The sequence below is a fragment of the Rhizobium sp. WSM1328 genome, from assembly GCF_057653715.1.
In genome coordinates this window covers 588,371-606,003 of the sequence record NZ_JBYGKO010000004.1, presented here as the reverse complement: position 1 = coordinate 606,003, position 17,633 = coordinate 588,371, and the positions used below count along the sequence as shown (strand labels likewise).

Sequence of the window (17,633 nt, the reverse complement as noted above, 5' to 3'; positions counted from 1 at the left end):
ATCAGAACATCCCACTCGACATCATCTCGACAATTGCAGGCGCCAGTACCAGAAGCAGGATCGACACGACGATCATCATCGCCGGCATGACGATCTTGGCCTTCAGCTTTTCACTGGCCCTGTCGGCCTTTTCCCAGCGCCGGAAGCGTAGGTCGCGCGCATGTTCGCGCAACAGCTCGACGCGGTTGCTGCCCTCGACTTCGCCCTGGATCACGGCGCGGATGACGCGGATGACCTCCTCGGCGGTCATGCGGCGCTCCAGACGCTGCAACGCCTCGATCATGCCGGTGCCGAGCGCCACGTCCTTCAGCGTCTGTTCGATCTCCTCGCTCATGACAGTGCCGGGTGCGGCTTCGGCATAAAGCCTCAGGCTTTCCGGCAGCGTCGCCTGCGCCTGCTGCGTCATGACGACCAGATCGAGGAAATAGGGAAATTCGCGCGAAATGCGTTCCTTGCGGTCCTGCGCCTTGTCGTCGGCGACGACCCAGAAATAGATCGCGGGGATCAGGCCGAGGATCAGCCCGGCCACGAGCCCGCCGATCACGCTGCCGCTGGCAATACCGAACAGCAGGCCGAGCACGACGAAACCGAAAAGGCTTAAGACCACGAGAAGCGCGATATATTCCCGCCCCGTGACGCCGCCGAAGGGCCGGCCGCCATAGATCAATTTCTGCTCCAGCTGCGCGCCGTAATCAGCCAGGAGGGTCTCAAAATGCGTCAGCACGAATTCGACCGGCGTGCGCATGCCGATGCTATCGACGATATTCGGCGGCGGACCATCGCCGCCTGCGGACCGGCGCACCACCTGAATGCTGCCGAGCATATCGCCTATCCACCAGACGAACAGCGCAGCGGTGATCCCGGCAAAGACGATGGCGATCGGGGCGAGGGGTATCTGAGACATCAGACCGACACCTTCATCATCGAGCGCATCCAGAAGAAACCGGTCGCGTAGAGAATGGCGCCGACGATCGCGATGACGATGCCGATGGCGTTGCCGAACACCTTGTCGATCAGTTCCGGCTGGCCGAAGAAGATCATCAGCATCATGAACAGCGCGCCGCCATTGACGACGCGAAAGTTCATGCGCGCCTGCGACGACGAGGTCGTGATCTTCTGATCGAGCTTCCAGATTTCCTTGAAGGATTTCGACATTTCGGTCAGCGGCTCGGAGATGTCACCGCCCTGGCGGGCAAAGAGACCGAGGGCTGCATCGACCATCTTGAAGTGCAGGCTCGGCACGTTGCGGCCGTGGCGGTCGAGCGCCTCGACCAGGCCGATGCCGAGCTTCTGTTCGCGGGCGATGCGCTCGAACTCGCGCGAGGCCGGCATCTGGCCGGTATCGGCCACCGCATTGACGGCGATGGCGAGCGGCTTGCCGGTGCGCACCGCCGAGACGATCTGGTCGACGGCATAGGGAAGCTGCGATTCGATCTGCAGCCAGCGACGCTGCAGAAAATAACGGATCATGCCCTTGGGCAGGAAAATGGCGACCGGGATGGCGATGACGATGCCGAAGATCGGCCCGAAGATCAGCGAAATCACGATGAAGACGACGATCGCCGTGATGCCGTAGGCAAGGATCATCGTATAGGGTGGAACGGCATCGCGCCCGAAGACCTGCGCCGCCTCGCTGGCCAGCGCAATGTCGCGTTCGGTGGCACGCAGCAGCGGCGCCGGCCAGCGCACCGGCGCGCCCCAGACGAGCAGCCCCGCCGTCACCGCGCCGAGGGCGACCGTAAAAATCTGCAGAATGCTGATATTCATCGTTTCCCCCTCAGAGCAATTCCAGAAAAAGTGCGAAGCGGTTTTTCCGTCCGGAATTGCGTAAAAACAAAAGCTTAGAGCGGTTCTGCGTTTCCGCGAAACCTGAACCGCTCTAGACGAACATGTCCAGTTTTTCGATCTCGCCGTCGTCGTTGAACTCCACGAGCTCGGCGACGAAGCTTGGCAGGTAGCCGGTGAAGGCATGCACGGCCTGGCCGCCGGCGCGGCCGACGAGATTGAAGATCGGCTCGACGATGATGAGGCCGGTATCCGGATCGATACCGATCACCTCCGATATTTCGGTGACGGCGCGCCGACCATTTGCCAGGCGGTTCAGCTGCACGACAAGTTCGACCGCGGCAACGATCTGCTGGCGGATCGCCATGACAGGCAGCGAGCTCTGCCCCTGCAGCACCATCACCTCCAGGCGGGTCATCATGTCCTGCGGCGTATTGGCATGCGCCGTCGTCATCGAGCCGGCATGGCCGGTGTTCATCGCCTGCAGCATGTCGATCGCCTCGGCGCCGCGGCACTCGCCGACGATGATGCGGTCGGGACGCATGCGCAGCGCGTTGCGCACGAGGTCGCGGATGGTGACGCTGGTCTCCGACTCCGCCGTCTTCGGCCGCGATTGAAGATAGACGACATGAATGCCGTCGAGCTGCAGTTCCGACGTGTCTTCGACGGCAACGACGCGCTCGCCCACCGGAATGAACTGCGACAGGCTGTTCAAGAGCGTCGTCTTGCCGGAGCCGGTGCCGCCTGAGACAACGATGTTCTTGCGGGAGCGGACGGCCGCCTCGAGGAAGGCGCGCATCGGCTCGCTGAGCGCACCGGCGGTCACCAGTTTGCTGATATCGAGCCGCGACTTGCCGCCGAACTTGCGGATGGTGAGGCAGGCGCCCTTGACCGCCAGCGGCGGAATGACGGCGTTGACGCGAGAGCCATCCGGCATGCGGAAGTCGGCCATCGCCTCGCTCTCGTTGATCGAGCGGTTGGAATCGACGGCGATGCGCTCGATCACCTTCATCAGCTGCCGCTCATTGGCGAAGGCGAAGGGATAGCGCTCCAGCAGGCCGAATTTTTCGACGTAGATCTCGTCGTAGCGCGTCACCATGATTTCCGAGATCACGTCGAGATCCATCAGCTCGGAGATCGTTCCCCAGCGATACATCAGCTCCTCGATGCTGGAGCGCAGGTGCATATGGGCGATCTCATAGCGGTCACCGGCGTTAAAAAGCGCTTGCCGAGACTGGAAAGCTGCGCTGAAACGGGTGTCGAGCTGGGCAAAGTCCGCGCGGGTGGATTCGAAGTTGAGCTTGAGCTGCAGCGCCGAAATCAGCGCCTTGCCGACGTCGAAGAGGCGGCGATTGTCCTGCTCCTCGCGCGACAGGCTTGCGGCATTCGACGATGCGTCGCGCCGCCCCGTTCGGGCAATGCGTTTGGCCAGCCACCGATAGACGGCGTTCTTGATGACAAGGATGACGAGATCCTGCTGTGCTGCGTCGAGCGCCTCCTTGATGAACATGTCGAGGCGTTCGCGGATGCGGTTTCGCGTGTCCTCGCGGCCGAAATCGGCGGATTTCACCAGCCGGTCATATTGCGTGTCCTTCAGCAGACGTTCGTGGATTTCCATCTGCAGGGCGAGCACGCGTTCCTGATCGGGAAATTGCGTCACCACCTCGGCGGCCGCGGCCGGCTCGACGAGCTCGATCGTGACATTCGGCACCCAGATCGACATGCCGGCCGAGACTGCAACCGGGGTGCCGGCCCGAAGCGGCTGATCGTCGACCCGCGTCGGGTTGCGTCCGTGATGCTGCACCGACCATCCCTGGCCGGACTTCCGCAGCACGAATTGCGGCGAAGAGACGTGGCTGCCCCGCAACCGCACGACCCCCGCGCCGGCGGGCAGCGTCAGCGTGCTGCTCTCGCCGACGAAATAGGTTTCGTTCGCCGAGAGCGGGATGACCTCTCGACCGCTGCCGTCCTCATAGGAAATCTTCAACAGCATGGCTTATTCCCCCGCGACGGTCACATGCGCGTCCAGTTGATGCTCGGCAGGTCCTCGACGGTATTGTCGGCCGGATTGCGCAGCACGAGGTTTAGGCTGCCGTTCGACTGGCCCATGGCAAAAATCAGCATTTCGGCTTCCGACGGCGTCACTTCGACGGTCACATTGTTGTAGGTGCTGTTGGCCTTGGTGACCGCACCCTCCGCCGTCGTCGCCGCGCCGACGGCCAGAACCTTGACATTTTGCAGGAAGGTGCGGGTGACGACGCGGGTACGCGAGCTGATGCCGAGTTTATAATCCTGCGCCTGCTTGCGGTAGGCGTTGACGTCGTTCTCGTCGGCACCGGGATACTGGGTGAGATAGTTCTTCAGCATCTGTTCGACCGGCGACTGCGGCTGGGCTGGAGCCTGCGGCTGTCCGGCTGCGGGCGGCGCCTGGCCCGGCACGGCAGGCTGACCTGGCACGGCAGCGGGCTGGCCGGGAGCTCCCGGCTGGGTCGCGGCGGCCGGCGCCACGGGCTCGACCGGTTCGTCGACCGTGCCGAGGATGTCGACATAGCTGCCCGGCTCGACGAAATGGCCGACGGCCGCGGCCGCGTTGACGGGAAGGGTGAGCGCCCGCTTGCCGGGCGCGATCATCGTCGTCAGGCGTCCGCCATCGGTATCGTCGAAATACTGGAAGAGCAACACCGAGCCGGCCGGAATATCGCTCGCGGCCGTCCTGTCCTTCAGCCATTCCTGATAGGCGCTGGCGGCGGGAACCGCGAGTTTGGCCAGCGCGCCGAAGCTTTCCGGCAGCATCACCGGTTCGGCGAGCATGTCGGGCGTGATCGCCTGTCCTCGCGTGACCTTCCTGTCGGGCTGGAGCCGCATGAAGGCATAGGCCACCTGCTCGTTCTTGACGCTCTCGGTCCAGAAGTAGAGCAGAACGCCGGTGATGAGCCCGACGATGACAGCCGCGATGAGCTTCCAGTTCATGGTGTTATTCCTTCGACGAAGGGTTGCCTGATTTGAATGACTTCGACGGTCCGGCCGTCGGTTTTGCTGCGAGTGTACAAGACATTGGCCTCGACGCTGCCGCGCCGGCCATAAAGTGCTGTGACCCCGCCGCGCTGTGCCGGCGGCGTCTCGATGGTAAAACCGTCACGGGCAAGCAGATCGGCGCGTTGATCGGACCAGCGCACGGCCGACAGCGTGCCTTTCGACACGACCGTGCGCGACGTGTGGCTTTGGTCGCGATCGCCGATATCGCTCAGCACCTCGACACCGGCCGGCGGACGCAGCGACATCGGCAGCTTGCTGACATCGGCGGGGGCCGCAAAGGCCGGCAGCGTCGAGGCAACATCCTCGAAGCGGCTCATCAGCACCTCGGTCCTCGGCGCATCGGCGGGACGGCGGATCATGATCGAGACGCCCGGGATCGGCGCTCTTGCCGAAGGATTTTTAGGATCCTGCCGGCGGAGATAGTCGAGGGCCGCCTCGCCGTCGCCGTCGAAGAACCGCACCACCACGGCGAGATCGTCGCGGATGCGGCTCGTCTTCGGGACGATCAGCATGTTGGCGGCAATGACCGCGGTCAGTTCTTCCTTGTTATCGCTCCTGGGCAAGGCCGGCCTTGTATTGGCGGCCAGCACCCGCAACCATTCATCGGTGATATCGGAAATGCTGCGATCGCTCTGGTAGGGCGTGAATTCAAGCGGCTGGCCGTTGATGACGAGATCGCGCGGCGCCCGCTCCGGCGCGCCGAGGATGCCGGCCAGCATCGAATTCAGCGTCACTTTGAAATCCTTGTAGATTTCGGCACGGACCGGTGTGGCCACGGCGACGGCGAGCCCGATCACCAGCACCAAACCAGTGAGATGGCCGGCAAGGTGACCGGCGAGACGAAAGGAGATGCGCGCGCCCTGCATCATCTTATTTCGCTCCCGGGAAGACGCCGTCGAACAGATCGCCGGAATCGTCGGCCACATCGCGGATTTCCCGACGCAGCGTCGGATCGTAGCCACGGCGCGTGGTATCGTTGTTGTGGGAGGCAAACAGCGTCGAGTCATCAACCGTGAACGCGTCCTTCCAGCGGAGGCTTCTGATCGTATCGAGATCGTCGGAATCCCTGAACTTGTAGACCCGGTCGGCCGTCGCGGTGACGAGCTGCGGCTTCTCATTGGCGAGGTCGCCGACCATGTCGCCGAAATCGCGCCCGTCGCTCTTCAAGGTATTTTGCACGTCGTCCCAGACAAAGGTGCGTTGCGGGTCGCCGTCGCCTTCATGCGATGGCGTGCGCGCGCAGCTCATGGCGTCGCCCCCGGGCAGTGCCGGCAAGGCCGGGATCGGGAAGACGTTCGAGAAATCCGACGTGCAGTCCAGCCCATTCGCCTCGGCGAAGGCGGCGTTGCGCATCGCAAGCATGGTTCCCACCTTCTTGGTGGAAATCTTGTTGGCGTGGATGACGAAAATCACGATCAGCAGGATAACCGGCGCGGCGAGCACGAATTCGATCGAGGCGAGACCGCGCCTGTCGCGGTGCAACCGCATCAGCAGCCCGCGGCCTGGAAGACCGCCCATAGGCTCAGTGTGTGTTGACGGCAGCCCAGGCATTGGCTCCTCCTCGGTCGAAGACGCGGGTCAGGCCGGTAAAACTGTCGGCCGCCGGGCTCTGCTTGATGGTGTTCGAAACCTCGCCGATATCGTCGGCGAGCGTGGCGGGCGCAAGCGATGCCAGCCAATCCTGTGTGTAGAGGTCGAAGGCCGTGTAATTGTGGACCCAGCTCTGCGCGAGCGCATAGGCCGACGGCGTCTTGTCCTTGAAGATGCGGATCTGCAGCCTGGCGCGCGGGGCGCGCGAAACGATCGCCAGCGTCTGGTAGTCGTCGAGTTGCTCGCCGCCGAAAGGCGTGAAATTGAAAGGTGTGCGTCCCTTCAGCCAGTAAGGCTTCGGGAAGGAGACGACGGGCAGTGCGCCTGCCATCGAAATCGCAGCACCCGCCGGGCTGCACACCCCATCCCAGATCGTGTCGAACTTGCGGGTGAAATCATTCTCGTCCTTTGTCTGCGCGTCGGAATAACGCGGCGGCACGTCGATCGGCAGCTGGAAGGGATTGGTGACGCCAAAGCCGACGCCGAAGACCTTGTCCGCGAGCCAGAAGCTGACGTCGAGCGCTGCTTCTTCCAGCCAGCTCAGATCACCGGCATATTGCTCGACGATCGCCTTGAACGGTACCTTGCTCAGGTAAGCTGGGCCGAAGGCTTCATAGAAGATGTAGAAGTTCACCAGCGCATCGTCGATGCCGCTTTCGTGGTTCACCCAGTCGCGAATATGGCTGCCATCGACGCCGCCTGCGGTCAACGGACCCTTGCCGTTGGGGAAGCCGCGGTTGGCAAACTCGCCGCGCATGAGGAACGGGTCCTGCCCTTGGGTGCCATAGGTCATGGCAATGCACATTTCAGCGTAGGCCGAGGCGGGATTGATGCCGTCGCGATCGACCGGCAGATTACCGCCCGCACCCTCTCCGGCGTTGTTGCAGGACTCGCAGGGCGGATGGAAGACGACATGATCCGACTTGTTCAGGCGCACCAAATGCAGGGCCTCGTTGCCAACGCGCTGCGGGAAGCTTTCGACGAGATAGTCGTTGAGGTCGTTCATGGCGTCGATAATGTCGCTGGACTTCACGATGAGGCCCCAGGGATCATAATCGAGCTGTGCTTTTACCGTATAGCCAATCGCCAGGCCGGCTTCCGTCGCCCGGAACCCCTGGAAAGCCAGGCAAGCGCCGTAGATGATGCCACCGACGATCGGCACCTTCTGCCAGCCCGGGCAGTAGGGCATCGGCGGAAGCGGCGGCAGGAGCGACGCCGGCCCGAAGCCTTCGGTGAACGAATATTCGGCGAGTTTCGCCAGAATGGCGGCCGAGCGCACGGCCAGTTCCGCCGTCGTCAGCTGGAAGGCGACCGAGGTCGCCATGACGACGGTTGCCTGCGAGGAGGCGACGTTGTTCATCGCCATGATGTTGAGATAGCGGGCTTCCCAGTCGGCGTGGACGAGAGCAGCAGCGTCGGCCGTGTCCTGCGTGCGCTGCTTGTCGTAGATCATCTGTCCCGTATTCAGGATCCAGACGATCATCAGCGCGAGCGCGATCGTCATGTAGAGAATGATCGGTGACAGGAAACCGCGTTCGTCGCGGTGCAGGCGCTTGATCAGGGTCGGTGTCATAGCAGGTTCACCTCCGCCGTCGAGATCGTGTAGTAGCGGCCGTCTTTCCTCTGGCCGCGGGCAAAGACCCAGCCGGCATATTCGAGCAGCAGGAAGCGCGCTTCCACCTTGGCGGTGACCGGCACATGCGGCGAGCGGTTGATGGCCGCATAGAGCGCCATCGGCGCGCGGTCGACGGTCACGGTGACGTTTTGCGGGTCGAACATGTAGCGGGCCTGGTTGCGCATCGCGCGCCAGTTCTTCGAAAGCCCGGAGGCATCGGCAAGGTTTTTCAGCGCATCTTCCGGCGGCTGGCAGGCGCCGACGCATTTCAGCTGGTCGTAGGGTGCGGCCGGGATCAGCGCCAGGCGGGCGGCAAGATCGGCTTTGCCGGCAGCAGCGTCGTCATCGCAGGTCTTGACGTCGATTAGGCTTCGCAGCGTGATCGGCAGGGCCGGGCAGAAATAGACGCGGGCGCTGCGGGCCGCCGCATAGGCGGCATAATGGGTGAAAAGGTGGTTTTTCGCCAGGATGGTGAACTGGAAGACCACGAACATGAAGAAGACGAAGACCGGCGTCACGAGGACGAAATCCATCATCGTCGTGCTGCCGGAGATATCGCCGTGCAGCTCCGATATCCGGCGCCGGCGAGCGGAAAGCCGCGGCAGCAGCAGCATAGAGGCAAGCAGCAGCATGGCGATCGCAAAGGTACCGAGGAGCGCGCCGTGATCCTGAGGGACCCAGAAGGTCCGCGAGTGCAGGATCGAACTCCAGAAGGCACCGTCGAAGATGGGGCGTTCGAGTTCAGCGCGCATTGCCGTTACCTCACGAATGAAAGAGGGGTGAAATCGGGCATGAAAAGGCACCAGAGAAGTCCGAGAGCAGCGGCAACGCCGAAGCGAACGGTATGATGGGTTTCGCGCGGCTTCAGCACGGAAGCGGCATCGCGGAAACCGGCAGGCAGGAGAAGCGCAAACAATCCGACCGTTCGGGCCAGCACGCTCCACTGAACACGCCGCGCCATGGAGAAAACGGCAATCACGCCGCCGACCATCAGCGATGCAAGTGTGACGTCGATGGCGGGCCAGAGGCCAAGAATGGCGCCGAGCGCCGCCATCAGCTTGACGTCGCCGCCGCCGCAGCTTCCGGCTGCGAAGGCGATGATGAAGATCAGGCCGGCTGCAAAGAGGCCTGCGAAAGCAAGCCCTATCCCCGCGAGACCGCCGCTGACTGCCGCCAACATGAACCCGCCAAGCAGGCAAGGATAAGTGACGGCGTTCGGGATATGACCGTGGCGATGGTCGAGCACCGCCGCGGTCATGGTGCAGGCGACGGCAAGAGCCGCCGCCGCAGGCACCAGGGTCAGATCATAGGTCGTATCCATGATCCCGACCCGCTTATTGACCCGGCTCAGGAATTCTCTCGGCATCCGAGAGCGCCGTGTTCTTTTCGTTGAACCATTCGCCGATCTGTTTGCCGAATGCGAGCAGGATCAGCATCAGCGGAATGACGATCAGGGCGACGGCCAGGACGATCTGGGCCATGTCGCCGCGTTCGTCCTTGTGAAGTGCAATTGCGAGAGTCTTGAGTTTACCAAACATGTGAGTACTCCTCATTCCCAGGTTTGTTTCGGTTCGAAGCCTTGGTGAAGATGAACCAAGCATACGCTATCGATCCGAACGAGCATGTTGCTCGATCCAATGATATTTTCTGCTTCAGCTTATCTTCCCCGGCGGCCAACGTTTGTTGAGCAACACCATTAAGACCCAAGAGTGCGCCCAAGGCCAGCCCTCCGTCAAGCAAACGAAACGAAGGGTTCCAATTGTCTTGGAGGCATCGGCGACAAAGTCGCAGTTGACGCCGGGTTTTTTTAACTAACCTTTTGAACAGGCTGAAGTTTTACCTGTGGAGAAGAAGTTTTTGATGGTCCTTCGCGGCTTCGTCTACTGCTCCATAATTGGCCAATTCTTTCAAAGCGATAGAAGAGAAGGCGTACCGCGGGCAGAATCACCGCCCGCACGGCACCCGACCATGGCGTTGTTTGATGATCTGGATTAAGCTTTCCTGAAATGGTGGGTATCGCCCGCCAGTCGATCCGGAGAGAGAACGATGGAAACGATGAGCAGCATCTTAATACTTGGATTGGTCCTCATTCCATTGATGATGTTCTTTCCGACCGCGGTTCAGATGATGGCGACGCTGTTCGGCATGAGCACGGTCCTGGTCGGGATGCCGCTCTGATGAAGGCCGTATCCGACGACGCTGCCGAACAGGCCACCTTCCAGGTCCTGACCCGGGCGCTGGACAAGCTGCTTGGGCCGATCCGTTTTCTCCTCGATGATCCGAGCGTGTCCGAAATCCTGATCAACGGCACATCCGACATTTTCGTCGAAAGGCGAGGCAAGCTCGAACGCGCCGATACGCGTTTCGCCAGTCGTGAGGATCTGGAATCGGCCGCGCGCAGCATCGCGCAGTTCTCAGGCAAGCGGCTGACGCCGGAGGAACCGAGCGTCGAGGCCCGTCTGCCGGATGGTTCGCGCGTGCAGATGATCCAGCCGCCCGCGTCCCGCACCGGGCTTTGCATCTCCATCCGACGCTTTCTGAAAGAACATCGCAGCATCCACGATCTCGTCACCCAGGGCAGCCTGACCGACGAGTCGCTGACGCTGCTGCAGGCGGCCGTTGGGCTGCAAAAGAACGTCATCATCTCCGGCGGCACCGGCACCGGCAAGACGACGATGCTGAACGCGCTGTCGGAAGCCTTTGCCGACCACGAGCGCATCATCGTCATTGAAGACACGTCCGAACTGCAGATCCGTAAGGAACACGTGGTCTATCTCGAAGTGACGAAGCCCGATCGGTTCGGCCGCGGCGGCGCCAGCATCCGCGACCTGTTCCGCTCGTCGCTGCGCATGCGGCCCGACCGGGTCATCGTCGGCGAGTGCCGCGGCGGCGAGGCGCTCGATATGATCCAGGCAATGACATCAGGTCACAGCGGCAGCCTTTCGACGGTGCATGCGAATACGCCCTATGACTCCCTGCACCGGCTGGAAACGCTGGCGCTGATGTCTGATATCGACATGCCGCTTCGGCCGCTGCGCGCCCAGATCGCCTCGGCGGTCGACGTCGTCGTGCAGATCGCCCGCTTCAAGCGCACAGGAAGGCGCCGGGTTGTCGAGATTTCCGAGATCAAGGGCCTGAACAATGACGGCCAGTATATCGTCGAAAGCATCTACAAGCTCGAGGGCGACGGCCATTCCAATCCCGACGGCGCACTGCTGTGGACCGGTGTAGTACCGAGCTTTGCCGCCGATGCGCTGGAGGAGCTGCAAGGCGCGGCGCGCCCCGAATGGGTCGGCGCCGCCTCGCTGCATACAGCTTGAAAACGATCGAAACCCGCCTCTAGACCAGGGTGATTTTGGGCCGGATCGGCCTAAAATCATCCTGGTCTACGTTATATAGTGAGAGCATGATGTCATCGGAAAACCTCACACTTTTCGGCATAATGCTCTGTCAGACGTCGTCCTTTTCAGCGCTCGCCGCCATATGCACGAGATCGTCCCAGAGGCTTTCGGCAAAACTGCGCAGGACCGTGAGTTCGAAGCTGTCATCGCCGGTGCGGACGATCTGCACGGAGAGATGACCGACCATCGTCATGGCCGAATGGCCTTCCGGAAAGACGGAAGGATCGAGATCGACGGCGGCCCCCCTTGAGAGAAGTGCGCGCGAAGAACGGCCGGAAACGCCGATACGCACGCGCCCGTGGCTCTGGTCCATGACGAAAGCCTTTCCCGCAAGTGCTGCCGCGAGAGCATGGAGGCTGGCGGGCACGAGCGGCTCGTCGCCGGCGACGAACCATTGCCGGAAGCCTGCCTTACGGATCGAACTTTTCGCAAAGCCTGCTTTCACCAATTCTGCGGCGAGCGCGGTGGGCTCGATTGCGCCGAGCACATGCAGGAGATGGCCCTCCGGCAAGGCTTCCAGCCGGACGCCCGCCCCTGAGATGCCTTTATATGCTGCCCCGGCCAGAACCGGCTTGTGTTGCGGAAGATCACGCATGGAGCTTCTCGTTTTCGGGATCGATGAAGACGGGATGGCAGAGCACCGCATCGGTGAATTCGTTGCGCAGGCCGTTCCAGACCGTCACCTTTTCACCGATGCGCTCCGGCCCACGCCTGACGAGCGCCAGGCCGATCGTATGGCCGAGCCCTGGCGAAAAGGCGCTTGAAGTGACGTAGCCTTGGTCGTTTTCGAGGGTCGCCGCAACGCCGTCGGCGAGAATATGCGAGCCGGTGCGGAAACCGGTCGCCGGATTAAGCGGCTTGACGCCGACAAGGCGCTGCCGCTCGGGATCTTGCAGCCCTTCGCGGGCAAGCAATGCCTTGCCGATGAAATCCGGCTTGGTTGATGAAACCATGCGGCCGAAACCGAGGTCGCCAGGCGTCACCGTGCCGTTGATTTCGGCATGGGTGACATGGCCCTTTTCGATGCGCATGACGCCGAGCGCTTCGGCGCCATAGGCGCAGATGCCATGTTTCTCGCCCGCCGCCATGATCGCATCCGCAACGCCTTCGCCGTAGCCGGCGGGCACCGCCAGCTCGTAGGCGAGTTCGCCCGAGAAGGAAATCCGGAAGAGCCGCCCTTCAAGTTGGCCGCCGAACAGGGAGACCTTGCGCGCGCTCATGAAGGGGAAGGCTGCATCCGACAAATCCTCGTCGACGATCTCCTGAAGAATGGCGCGCGACTTCGGCCCGGCAACGGCCATCTGCGCCCATTGATCGGTCGAGGAGGCGAAGCAGACGTCGAGTTCCGGCCAGAGCGTCTGGGCGCAGAATTCGAGATGGGTCAACACGCCGGCGGCAAGTGCGGTCGTCGTCGTCATGAAGAAATGCTCGTCACTGAACCGGCTGGTGGTGCCGTCATCATAGATGAAGCCGTCCTCACGCAGCATGATGCCGTAACGCGCCTTGCCGACAGCGAGCTTGGCGAAGCCGTTGCAGTAGATGCGATCGAGGAAGGTCGCGGCATCCTTGCCAAAGATTTCGATCTTGCCGAGGGTCGAGACGTCGCAGAGGCCGGCATTCTTCCGGATGTTCAGCACCTCGCGGTCGACGCTTTCACGCCATGTCGTCTCTCCGGCGCGCGGAAACCAGGCGGACCGGTACCAGAGGCCGGTTTCGACGAAGATCGCGCCATTCTTCTTAGCCCAGCCATGCAGCGGCGATTTGCGCGCCGGCTGGAAATGTTTGCCGCGCGACGCCCCAGTCAAGGCGCCGAAGGAAACCGGCGTGTAGAAGGGCCGGAAAGTCGTCGTTCCCACATCGGCGGGCGACACGCCGCGCGCCTCGGCAAGGATGCCGATGGCGTTGATGTTGGAAAGCTTGCCCTGATCGGTGGCCATGCCTGATGTGGTGTAGCGCTTGGCAAGCTCGACATGACCGTAGCCTTCGCGGACGGCGAGGCCGAGATCCTTGAGATGCACGTCGTTCTGGTAATCGACGAAGGCCTTGCCCTTCGAGCCCTTGACCGACCAGAGCGGCTTTGCCTGTGCAGCCGCCTCGGACGCCAAGGCAAAGGCCGGTTCCGCCGCCGCGAAACCGATCGCCTTCAACGCGGCAACTGCCTTTGCGGCGCCATCACCGAGGCAGGTCGCGGTTTGCGCAAGGCCGGCAGCCGAGCCGGCAACGGTCAGACCTTCCTGCTGGACAGGCGCCAGAAACGCCGAGGCTTCGTCCGACCATTGCGGTTTCGCACCGCGATGGCAGGCAAGATGAATGATCGGGCTCCAGCCGCCCGACATGGCTAGCGCATCGGCTTCGATCCGGCGGGTGCCGGTTGCGGTTTCGACGCTGACGCCGCGCAGGCGCTTGCCGCCAAGCGCATCGATGACCCTGGCGCCCTTCAGCACTTCGGCGCGGCCCTGCCAGCTCGCGGCCGCATCCGCGCGGCTGTCGACGATCGCCGCGACGGTGAGGCCGGCGGCCTCCAGATCGGCTGCGGTTCGATATCCGGCATCGTTGGTGGTGAAGATGACCGTGCTTCTGCCGGGCGCGACCGCCTGCCGATTGAGATAGCTGCGCATCGCGCCTGCCATCGTCACACCGGGAATATCGTTGCCGCCGAAGACCAGCGGACGCTCCTCGACGCCGGTTGCAAGGATCGCCTGGCGGGCGACGATGCGCCACAACCGTTCCACGGGGCGTTCCGGATCCGGCATCGCCACATGCTTCTGCACCCGTTCGACGGCGCCAAAGACATTGTCGTCATACCAGCCGAACACCGTCATGCGCGGCAGGCGGCGCACGTTCTCCAGGCTCGCCAGTTCGGCAAGCAGCGCGCCGAGAAGCGCATCCGCCGGCTTGCCGTCAATGGTGGCGCTGTCGGAAAGCAGGCTGCCGCCAAGTTCGGACCCCTCGTCGGCGAGGATGACGCGCGCACCGGCGCGGCCGGCGGTCAGCGCTGCGGCAAGACCGGTCGGGCCGGCACCGATCACCAGCAGATCGCAATGCGCCCAGCATTTCTCGTAGCTATCGGGATCGGCCTCGTAGGAAGCCCTGCCGAGGCCCGCCGCCTTGCGGATCACCGGCTCGTAGAGCTTTTCCCAGAGGGCCGCCGGCCACATGAAGGTCTTGTAGTAGAAGCCGGCACTGAGGAAGGGCGACAGCAGCCCGTTGACCGCGCCGACATCGAAGCCGAGCGAAGGCCAGCGGTTCTGGCTCTTTGCCGTCAGCCCCTGGTAGAGCTCGATCATCGTGGCGCGCGTATTCGGCTCGGTGCGCCCGCCGCTGCCCGTCGTTACCAGCGCGTTCGGTTCGGCAGCGCCCGCCGTCAGGATGCCGCGCGGGCGGTGATATTTGAAGCTGCGGCCGACGAGCTGGACGCCGTTGGCAAGCAGCGCCGAGGCGAGTGTATCGCCCGGATGGCCTTCGAGTGGCCTGCCGTCGAAAGTAAAACCGAGCGTCGTGGCGCGGTCGATGCGGCCGCCGGAGGAAAGACGGAAGCTCGTCATGCCGGTTCTCCGCTTAGCTTGGAAAGAGCGGCATCCCTGACGCCGTGGACCACATGGGTGACGGTATCGCGTTCGACGATCAGCCAGCGGCGGCATCCGGAAGAGTGGTGCCAATATTCGCTGTGCCGGCCTCTCGGATTGTCGCGCAGATAGACATAATCGAACCAGGCCGCCGCACCGGCATCCGGCGCCGGCCTGATAAGGCCGGCATCGCCGCGGATCGAGAACTCCTCCTTCGGTCGGGCGCCGCAATGGGGACAGGAAATCAAGCTCGCCATCTTAAATGTCCTCAGTGCAGATTGGGCTGGGCGCCGACGCCCTTTTCGTCGATCGGATAGCCCCGCGCGAAGCGGTCGAGCCGGAAGGCGCGGGCGGTCTGATGCGGCGCGTTGCGGGCGATCAGATGGGCGTAGCAGAAGCCGGAGGCGGGTGTGGCCTTGAAGCCGCCGTAACACCAGCCGGTGTTGAGATAGAGATTGTCGATATGGGTGCGGTCGATGATCGGCGAGCCGTCCATGCTCATATCCATGACGCCACCCCAGGAGCGCAGATAACGCACGCGCGACAGCGACGGAATCAGCGCCAGCCCGGCTTCGGCGACATGCTCGACCGAGGCGAGATTGCCGCGCTGGGCATAGGAATTGTAGCCGTCGATGTCACCGCCGAAGACCAGGCCGCCCTTGTCCGACTGGGACGCGTAGAAATGCCCGGCGCCGAAGGTGACGACCGTGTCGATGAACGGTTTCAGCCCTTCGGAGACGAAGGCCTGCAGCACATGGCTTTCGATCGGCAGGCGAAGGCCGGCCATATCGGCGACGACGGTGGAGTTGCCGGCGGCAGCAAGCGCCAGCTTGCCGCAGCCGATGAAGCCCTTGTTGGTCTCGACGCCGGTAATCCGACCGTTTTCGCTGCGGATGCCGGTCACCTCGCACTGGGTGATGATGTCGACGCCGTGCTGATCGGCGCCTCGCGCATAACCCCAGGCGACCGCATCGTGGCGCACCGTGCCGCCGCGCGGCTGGAACAGGCCGCCCATAATGGGGAAACGGGCATTGTCGAAATCGAGGAAGGGCAATTTCCTGCGTACCGCCTGCCGGTCGAGAAGCTCGGCGTCGACGCCATGCAGCCGCATGGCGTTGCCGCGGCGCGTATAGGCGTCGCGCTGCGCGTCGGAATGGAAGAGGTTGAGAACGCCGCGCTGCGAGACCATGGCGTTGAAGTTGAAGTCCTGCTCCAGCCCCTCCCAAAGTTTCATCGACAGCTCGTAGAACGGATTATTAGCCGGCAGCAGATAGTTCGAGCGGATGATCGTCGTGTTCCTGCCGATATTGCCGGAGCCGAGATAGCCCTTTTCGAGGACAGCGACATTGGTGACGCCGAATTCCTTGGCAAGGTAGTAGGCGGTGGCAAGACCATGCCCGCCGCCGCCGACGATGATGACGTCGTAATGCGGCTTCGGCGCCGGGTCGCGCCAGGCCGGCGCCCAGCCTTTGTTGCCGCGAAGGCCGTTCAAGAAAATCGAAAGAGCGGAATAGCGCATGGTCACTCCGGAAAGAACAGCTGCATGATGCCAGAAAGAGAAGGGCTGACTTGCACAGAAGGGACACAAATCGCTAAGAAAGAGACATGTCCTCTATTGATAGTAGAAATGTCCAGAAAATCGGCTTCATCCTGATCCCGGGATTTGCGCTGATGTCCTATGCTTCGGCGACCGAACCGCTCAGGGCGGCAAATCTTTTGGCCGGACGCGAGATCTATCGACTGCAGATCTTCTCGCCCGATGGCGCGCCGGCGCTCTCCTCCTCGGGCACAAGCGTCCCCGCCGAGCCTCTCCCGGTCAGGGGCTCGGGGCTCGGAACGGCCTTCGTCTGCGCCGGCGGCTTGCCCCGCGACTGGCGGTACCCCGGCGTACTTGCCTGCTTGCGGCAGCTGTCGCGCGAAGGGGTGAGGATCGGCGGCATCTCGGGCGGCCCCTATCTGATGGCCGCCGCCGGACTGCTTGGCGGCCGCGACTTCACCATCCACTGGGAGCATGCGGCCGCCCTTCTCGAAGCCTTCCCGGACCTGACGCCGCGCCAGGCGCGCTTCGTGATCGACGGCAACCGGATCACCTGCGGCGGCGGCATCGCACCGCTCGACATGATGCATGTGCTGATCGCCGAGCGCATGGGGCCGGATTTCGCCCGCCGGGTCAGCGACTGGTATCTGCACACCGAGGTCAACGAGCCCGCTGCACCCCAGCGCGCCTCGCTGGCGCAGCGTTACGGCGTCCATCATTCCGGCCTGCTCAACGTTCTCGAACGGATGGAAGAGACGATCGAGATGCCGCTCGAGCGTGCCGCCATGGCGCGCATCGCCGGCGTCACCACCCGCCATCTCGACCGGCTCTTTTCGGCCCATCTCGGCACCACCTTCCTCGATCAGTACCGCAGGATCAGGCTGCAGCATGCCCATCGCCTGCTGAAGCAGAGCCCGCTTTCCGTCTCGGAAATCGCGGTGGCCACCGGTTTTTCCAGTCTGAGCCATTTTTCCCGGATGTTCCGTGCCGTCTACGGCATCGCTCCGCGCGCGGCGCGGCGGGAATAGGTTTTCTTCACGGTTGAGGAATTTTCACTATGACGATAGGGTTGCCTTCAGACAAAAGAGAAGGCGGCGGTGGAA

General features: G+C 63.0%; 16 protein-coding genes. 2 read left to right on the top strand and 14 right to left on the bottom strand.

The genetic code is table 11. The annotated features are described in order from the left end of the window. Window position 1 precedes the first annotated feature (1 nt). From AC2444_RS34065 to AC2444_RS34020, 10 genes are all read right to left on the bottom strand, one after another. On the bottom strand, window positions 2-904 hold the full coding sequence (locus tag AC2444_RS34065; RefSeq protein WP_012763624.1) for a type II secretion system F family protein: 903 nt from the start codon (window positions 902-904) through the stop codon (window positions 2-4). After that, window positions 904-1,767 carry a type II secretion system F family protein gene (locus tag AC2444_RS34060; RefSeq protein ID WP_012763625.1) on the bottom strand — a complete coding sequence of 288 codons (864 nt, stop codon included), beginning with the start codon at window positions 1,765-1,767 and terminating at the stop codon, window positions 904-906. Before AC2444_RS34060 ends, AC2444_RS34065 begins: the two co-directional genes overlap by 1 nt. A gap of 112 nt (window positions 1,768-1,879) precedes the next feature. Next, a complete protein-coding gene (locus tag AC2444_RS34055; RefSeq protein ID WP_012763626.1) occupies window positions 1,880-3,778 on the bottom strand; it encodes a TadA family conjugal transfer-associated ATPase in 1,899 nt (632 codons plus the stop codon). A gap of 20 nt (window positions 3,779-3,798) precedes the next feature. Next, window positions 3,799-4,755, bottom strand: a complete 957-nt coding sequence (gene cpaB / locus AC2444_RS34050; RefSeq protein ID WP_017996888.1) for a Flp pilus assembly protein CpaB — start codon at window positions 4,753-4,755, stop codon at window positions 3,799-3,801. Further along, window positions 4,752-5,690 (bottom strand): hypothetical protein, encoded by a 939-nt coding sequence (locus AC2444_RS34045; protein ID WP_113547797.1) that lies wholly within the window; start codon window positions 5,688-5,690, stop codon window positions 4,752-4,754. Before AC2444_RS34045 ends, cpaB begins: the two co-directional genes overlap by 4 nt. A gap of 1 nt (window position 5,691) precedes the next feature. Further along, entirely contained in the window at window positions 5,692-6,372 is a 681-nt protein-coding gene (locus tag AC2444_RS34040) for a TadE/TadG family type IV pilus assembly protein (protein ID WP_128449875.1), read from the bottom strand. After that, a complete protein-coding gene (locus AC2444_RS34035; protein ID WP_128408103.1) occupies window positions 6,344-7,984 on the bottom strand; it encodes a TadE/TadG family type IV pilus assembly protein in 1,641 nt (546 codons plus the stop codon). The genes AC2444_RS34040 and AC2444_RS34035 overlap by 29 nt, the downstream gene beginning before the upstream one ends. After that, window positions 7,981-8,778, bottom strand: a complete 798-nt coding sequence (locus AC2444_RS34030; RefSeq protein WP_128449874.1) for a TadE/TadG family type IV pilus assembly protein — start codon at window positions 8,776-8,778, stop codon at window positions 7,981-7,983. The genes AC2444_RS34035 and AC2444_RS34030 overlap by 4 nt, the downstream gene beginning before the upstream one ends. A 5-nt stretch (window positions 8,779-8,783) precedes the next feature. Beyond that, the gene (locus AC2444_RS34025; protein WP_012763632.1) at window positions 8,784-9,347 is read right to left on the bottom strand and encodes an A24 family peptidase; all 564 of its coding nucleotides are present in this window, start codon (window positions 9,345-9,347) and stop codon (window positions 8,784-8,786) included. A 13-nt stretch (window positions 9,348-9,360) separates the two neighbouring features. Continuing rightward, complete coding sequence (locus AC2444_RS34020) at window positions 9,361-9,564, bottom strand: hypothetical protein (protein ID WP_003548168.1); 204 nt, start codon at window positions 9,562-9,564, stop codon at window positions 9,361-9,363. Window positions 9,565-10,032: 468 nt separating this feature from the next. On the opposite strand from AC2444_RS34020, the gene AC2444_RS34015 reads away from it, so the two are divergent. Further along, window positions 10,033-11,346, top strand: a complete 1,314-nt coding sequence (locus AC2444_RS34015; RefSeq protein ID WP_244432282.1) for a TadA family conjugal transfer-associated ATPase — start codon at window positions 10,033-10,035, stop codon at window positions 11,344-11,346. Between the two features lie 130 nt (window positions 11,347-11,476). Here AC2444_RS34015 and AC2444_RS34010 read toward each other — a convergent pair whose 3' ends face one another. From AC2444_RS34010 to AC2444_RS33995, 4 genes are read right to left on the bottom strand one after another with little or no spacing between them, the layout of a single operon-like run. Beyond that, complete coding sequence (locus AC2444_RS34010) at window positions 11,477-12,022, bottom strand: sarcosine oxidase subunit gamma family protein (RefSeq protein WP_113547794.1); 546 nt, start codon at window positions 12,020-12,022, stop codon at window positions 11,477-11,479. Then, window positions 12,015-14,972 (bottom strand): sarcosine oxidase subunit alpha family protein, encoded by a 2,958-nt coding sequence (locus AC2444_RS34005; protein ID WP_128449873.1) that lies wholly within the window; start codon window positions 14,970-14,972, stop codon window positions 12,015-12,017. Before AC2444_RS34005 ends, AC2444_RS34010 begins: the two co-directional genes overlap by 8 nt. Next, window positions 14,969-15,250, bottom strand: coding sequence for a sarcosine oxidase subunit delta (locus AC2444_RS34000; RefSeq protein ID WP_012763637.1), 282 nt, complete (start codon window positions 15,248-15,250; stop codon window positions 14,969-14,971). The genes AC2444_RS34005 and AC2444_RS34000 overlap by 4 nt, the downstream gene beginning before the upstream one ends. A gap of 11 nt (window positions 15,251-15,261) precedes the next feature. Continuing rightward, complete coding sequence (locus tag AC2444_RS33995; RefSeq protein WP_128449872.1) at window positions 15,262-16,512, bottom strand: sarcosine oxidase subunit beta family protein; 1,251 nt, start codon at window positions 16,510-16,512, stop codon at window positions 15,262-15,264. 86 nt (window positions 16,513-16,598) lie between these two features. On the opposite strand from AC2444_RS33995, the gene AC2444_RS33990 reads away from it, so the two are divergent. Continuing rightward, entirely contained in the window at window positions 16,599-17,558 is a 960-nt protein-coding gene (locus AC2444_RS33990) for a GlxA family transcriptional regulator (protein ID WP_128439144.1), read from the top strand. Window positions 17,559-17,633 lie beyond the last annotated feature (75 nt).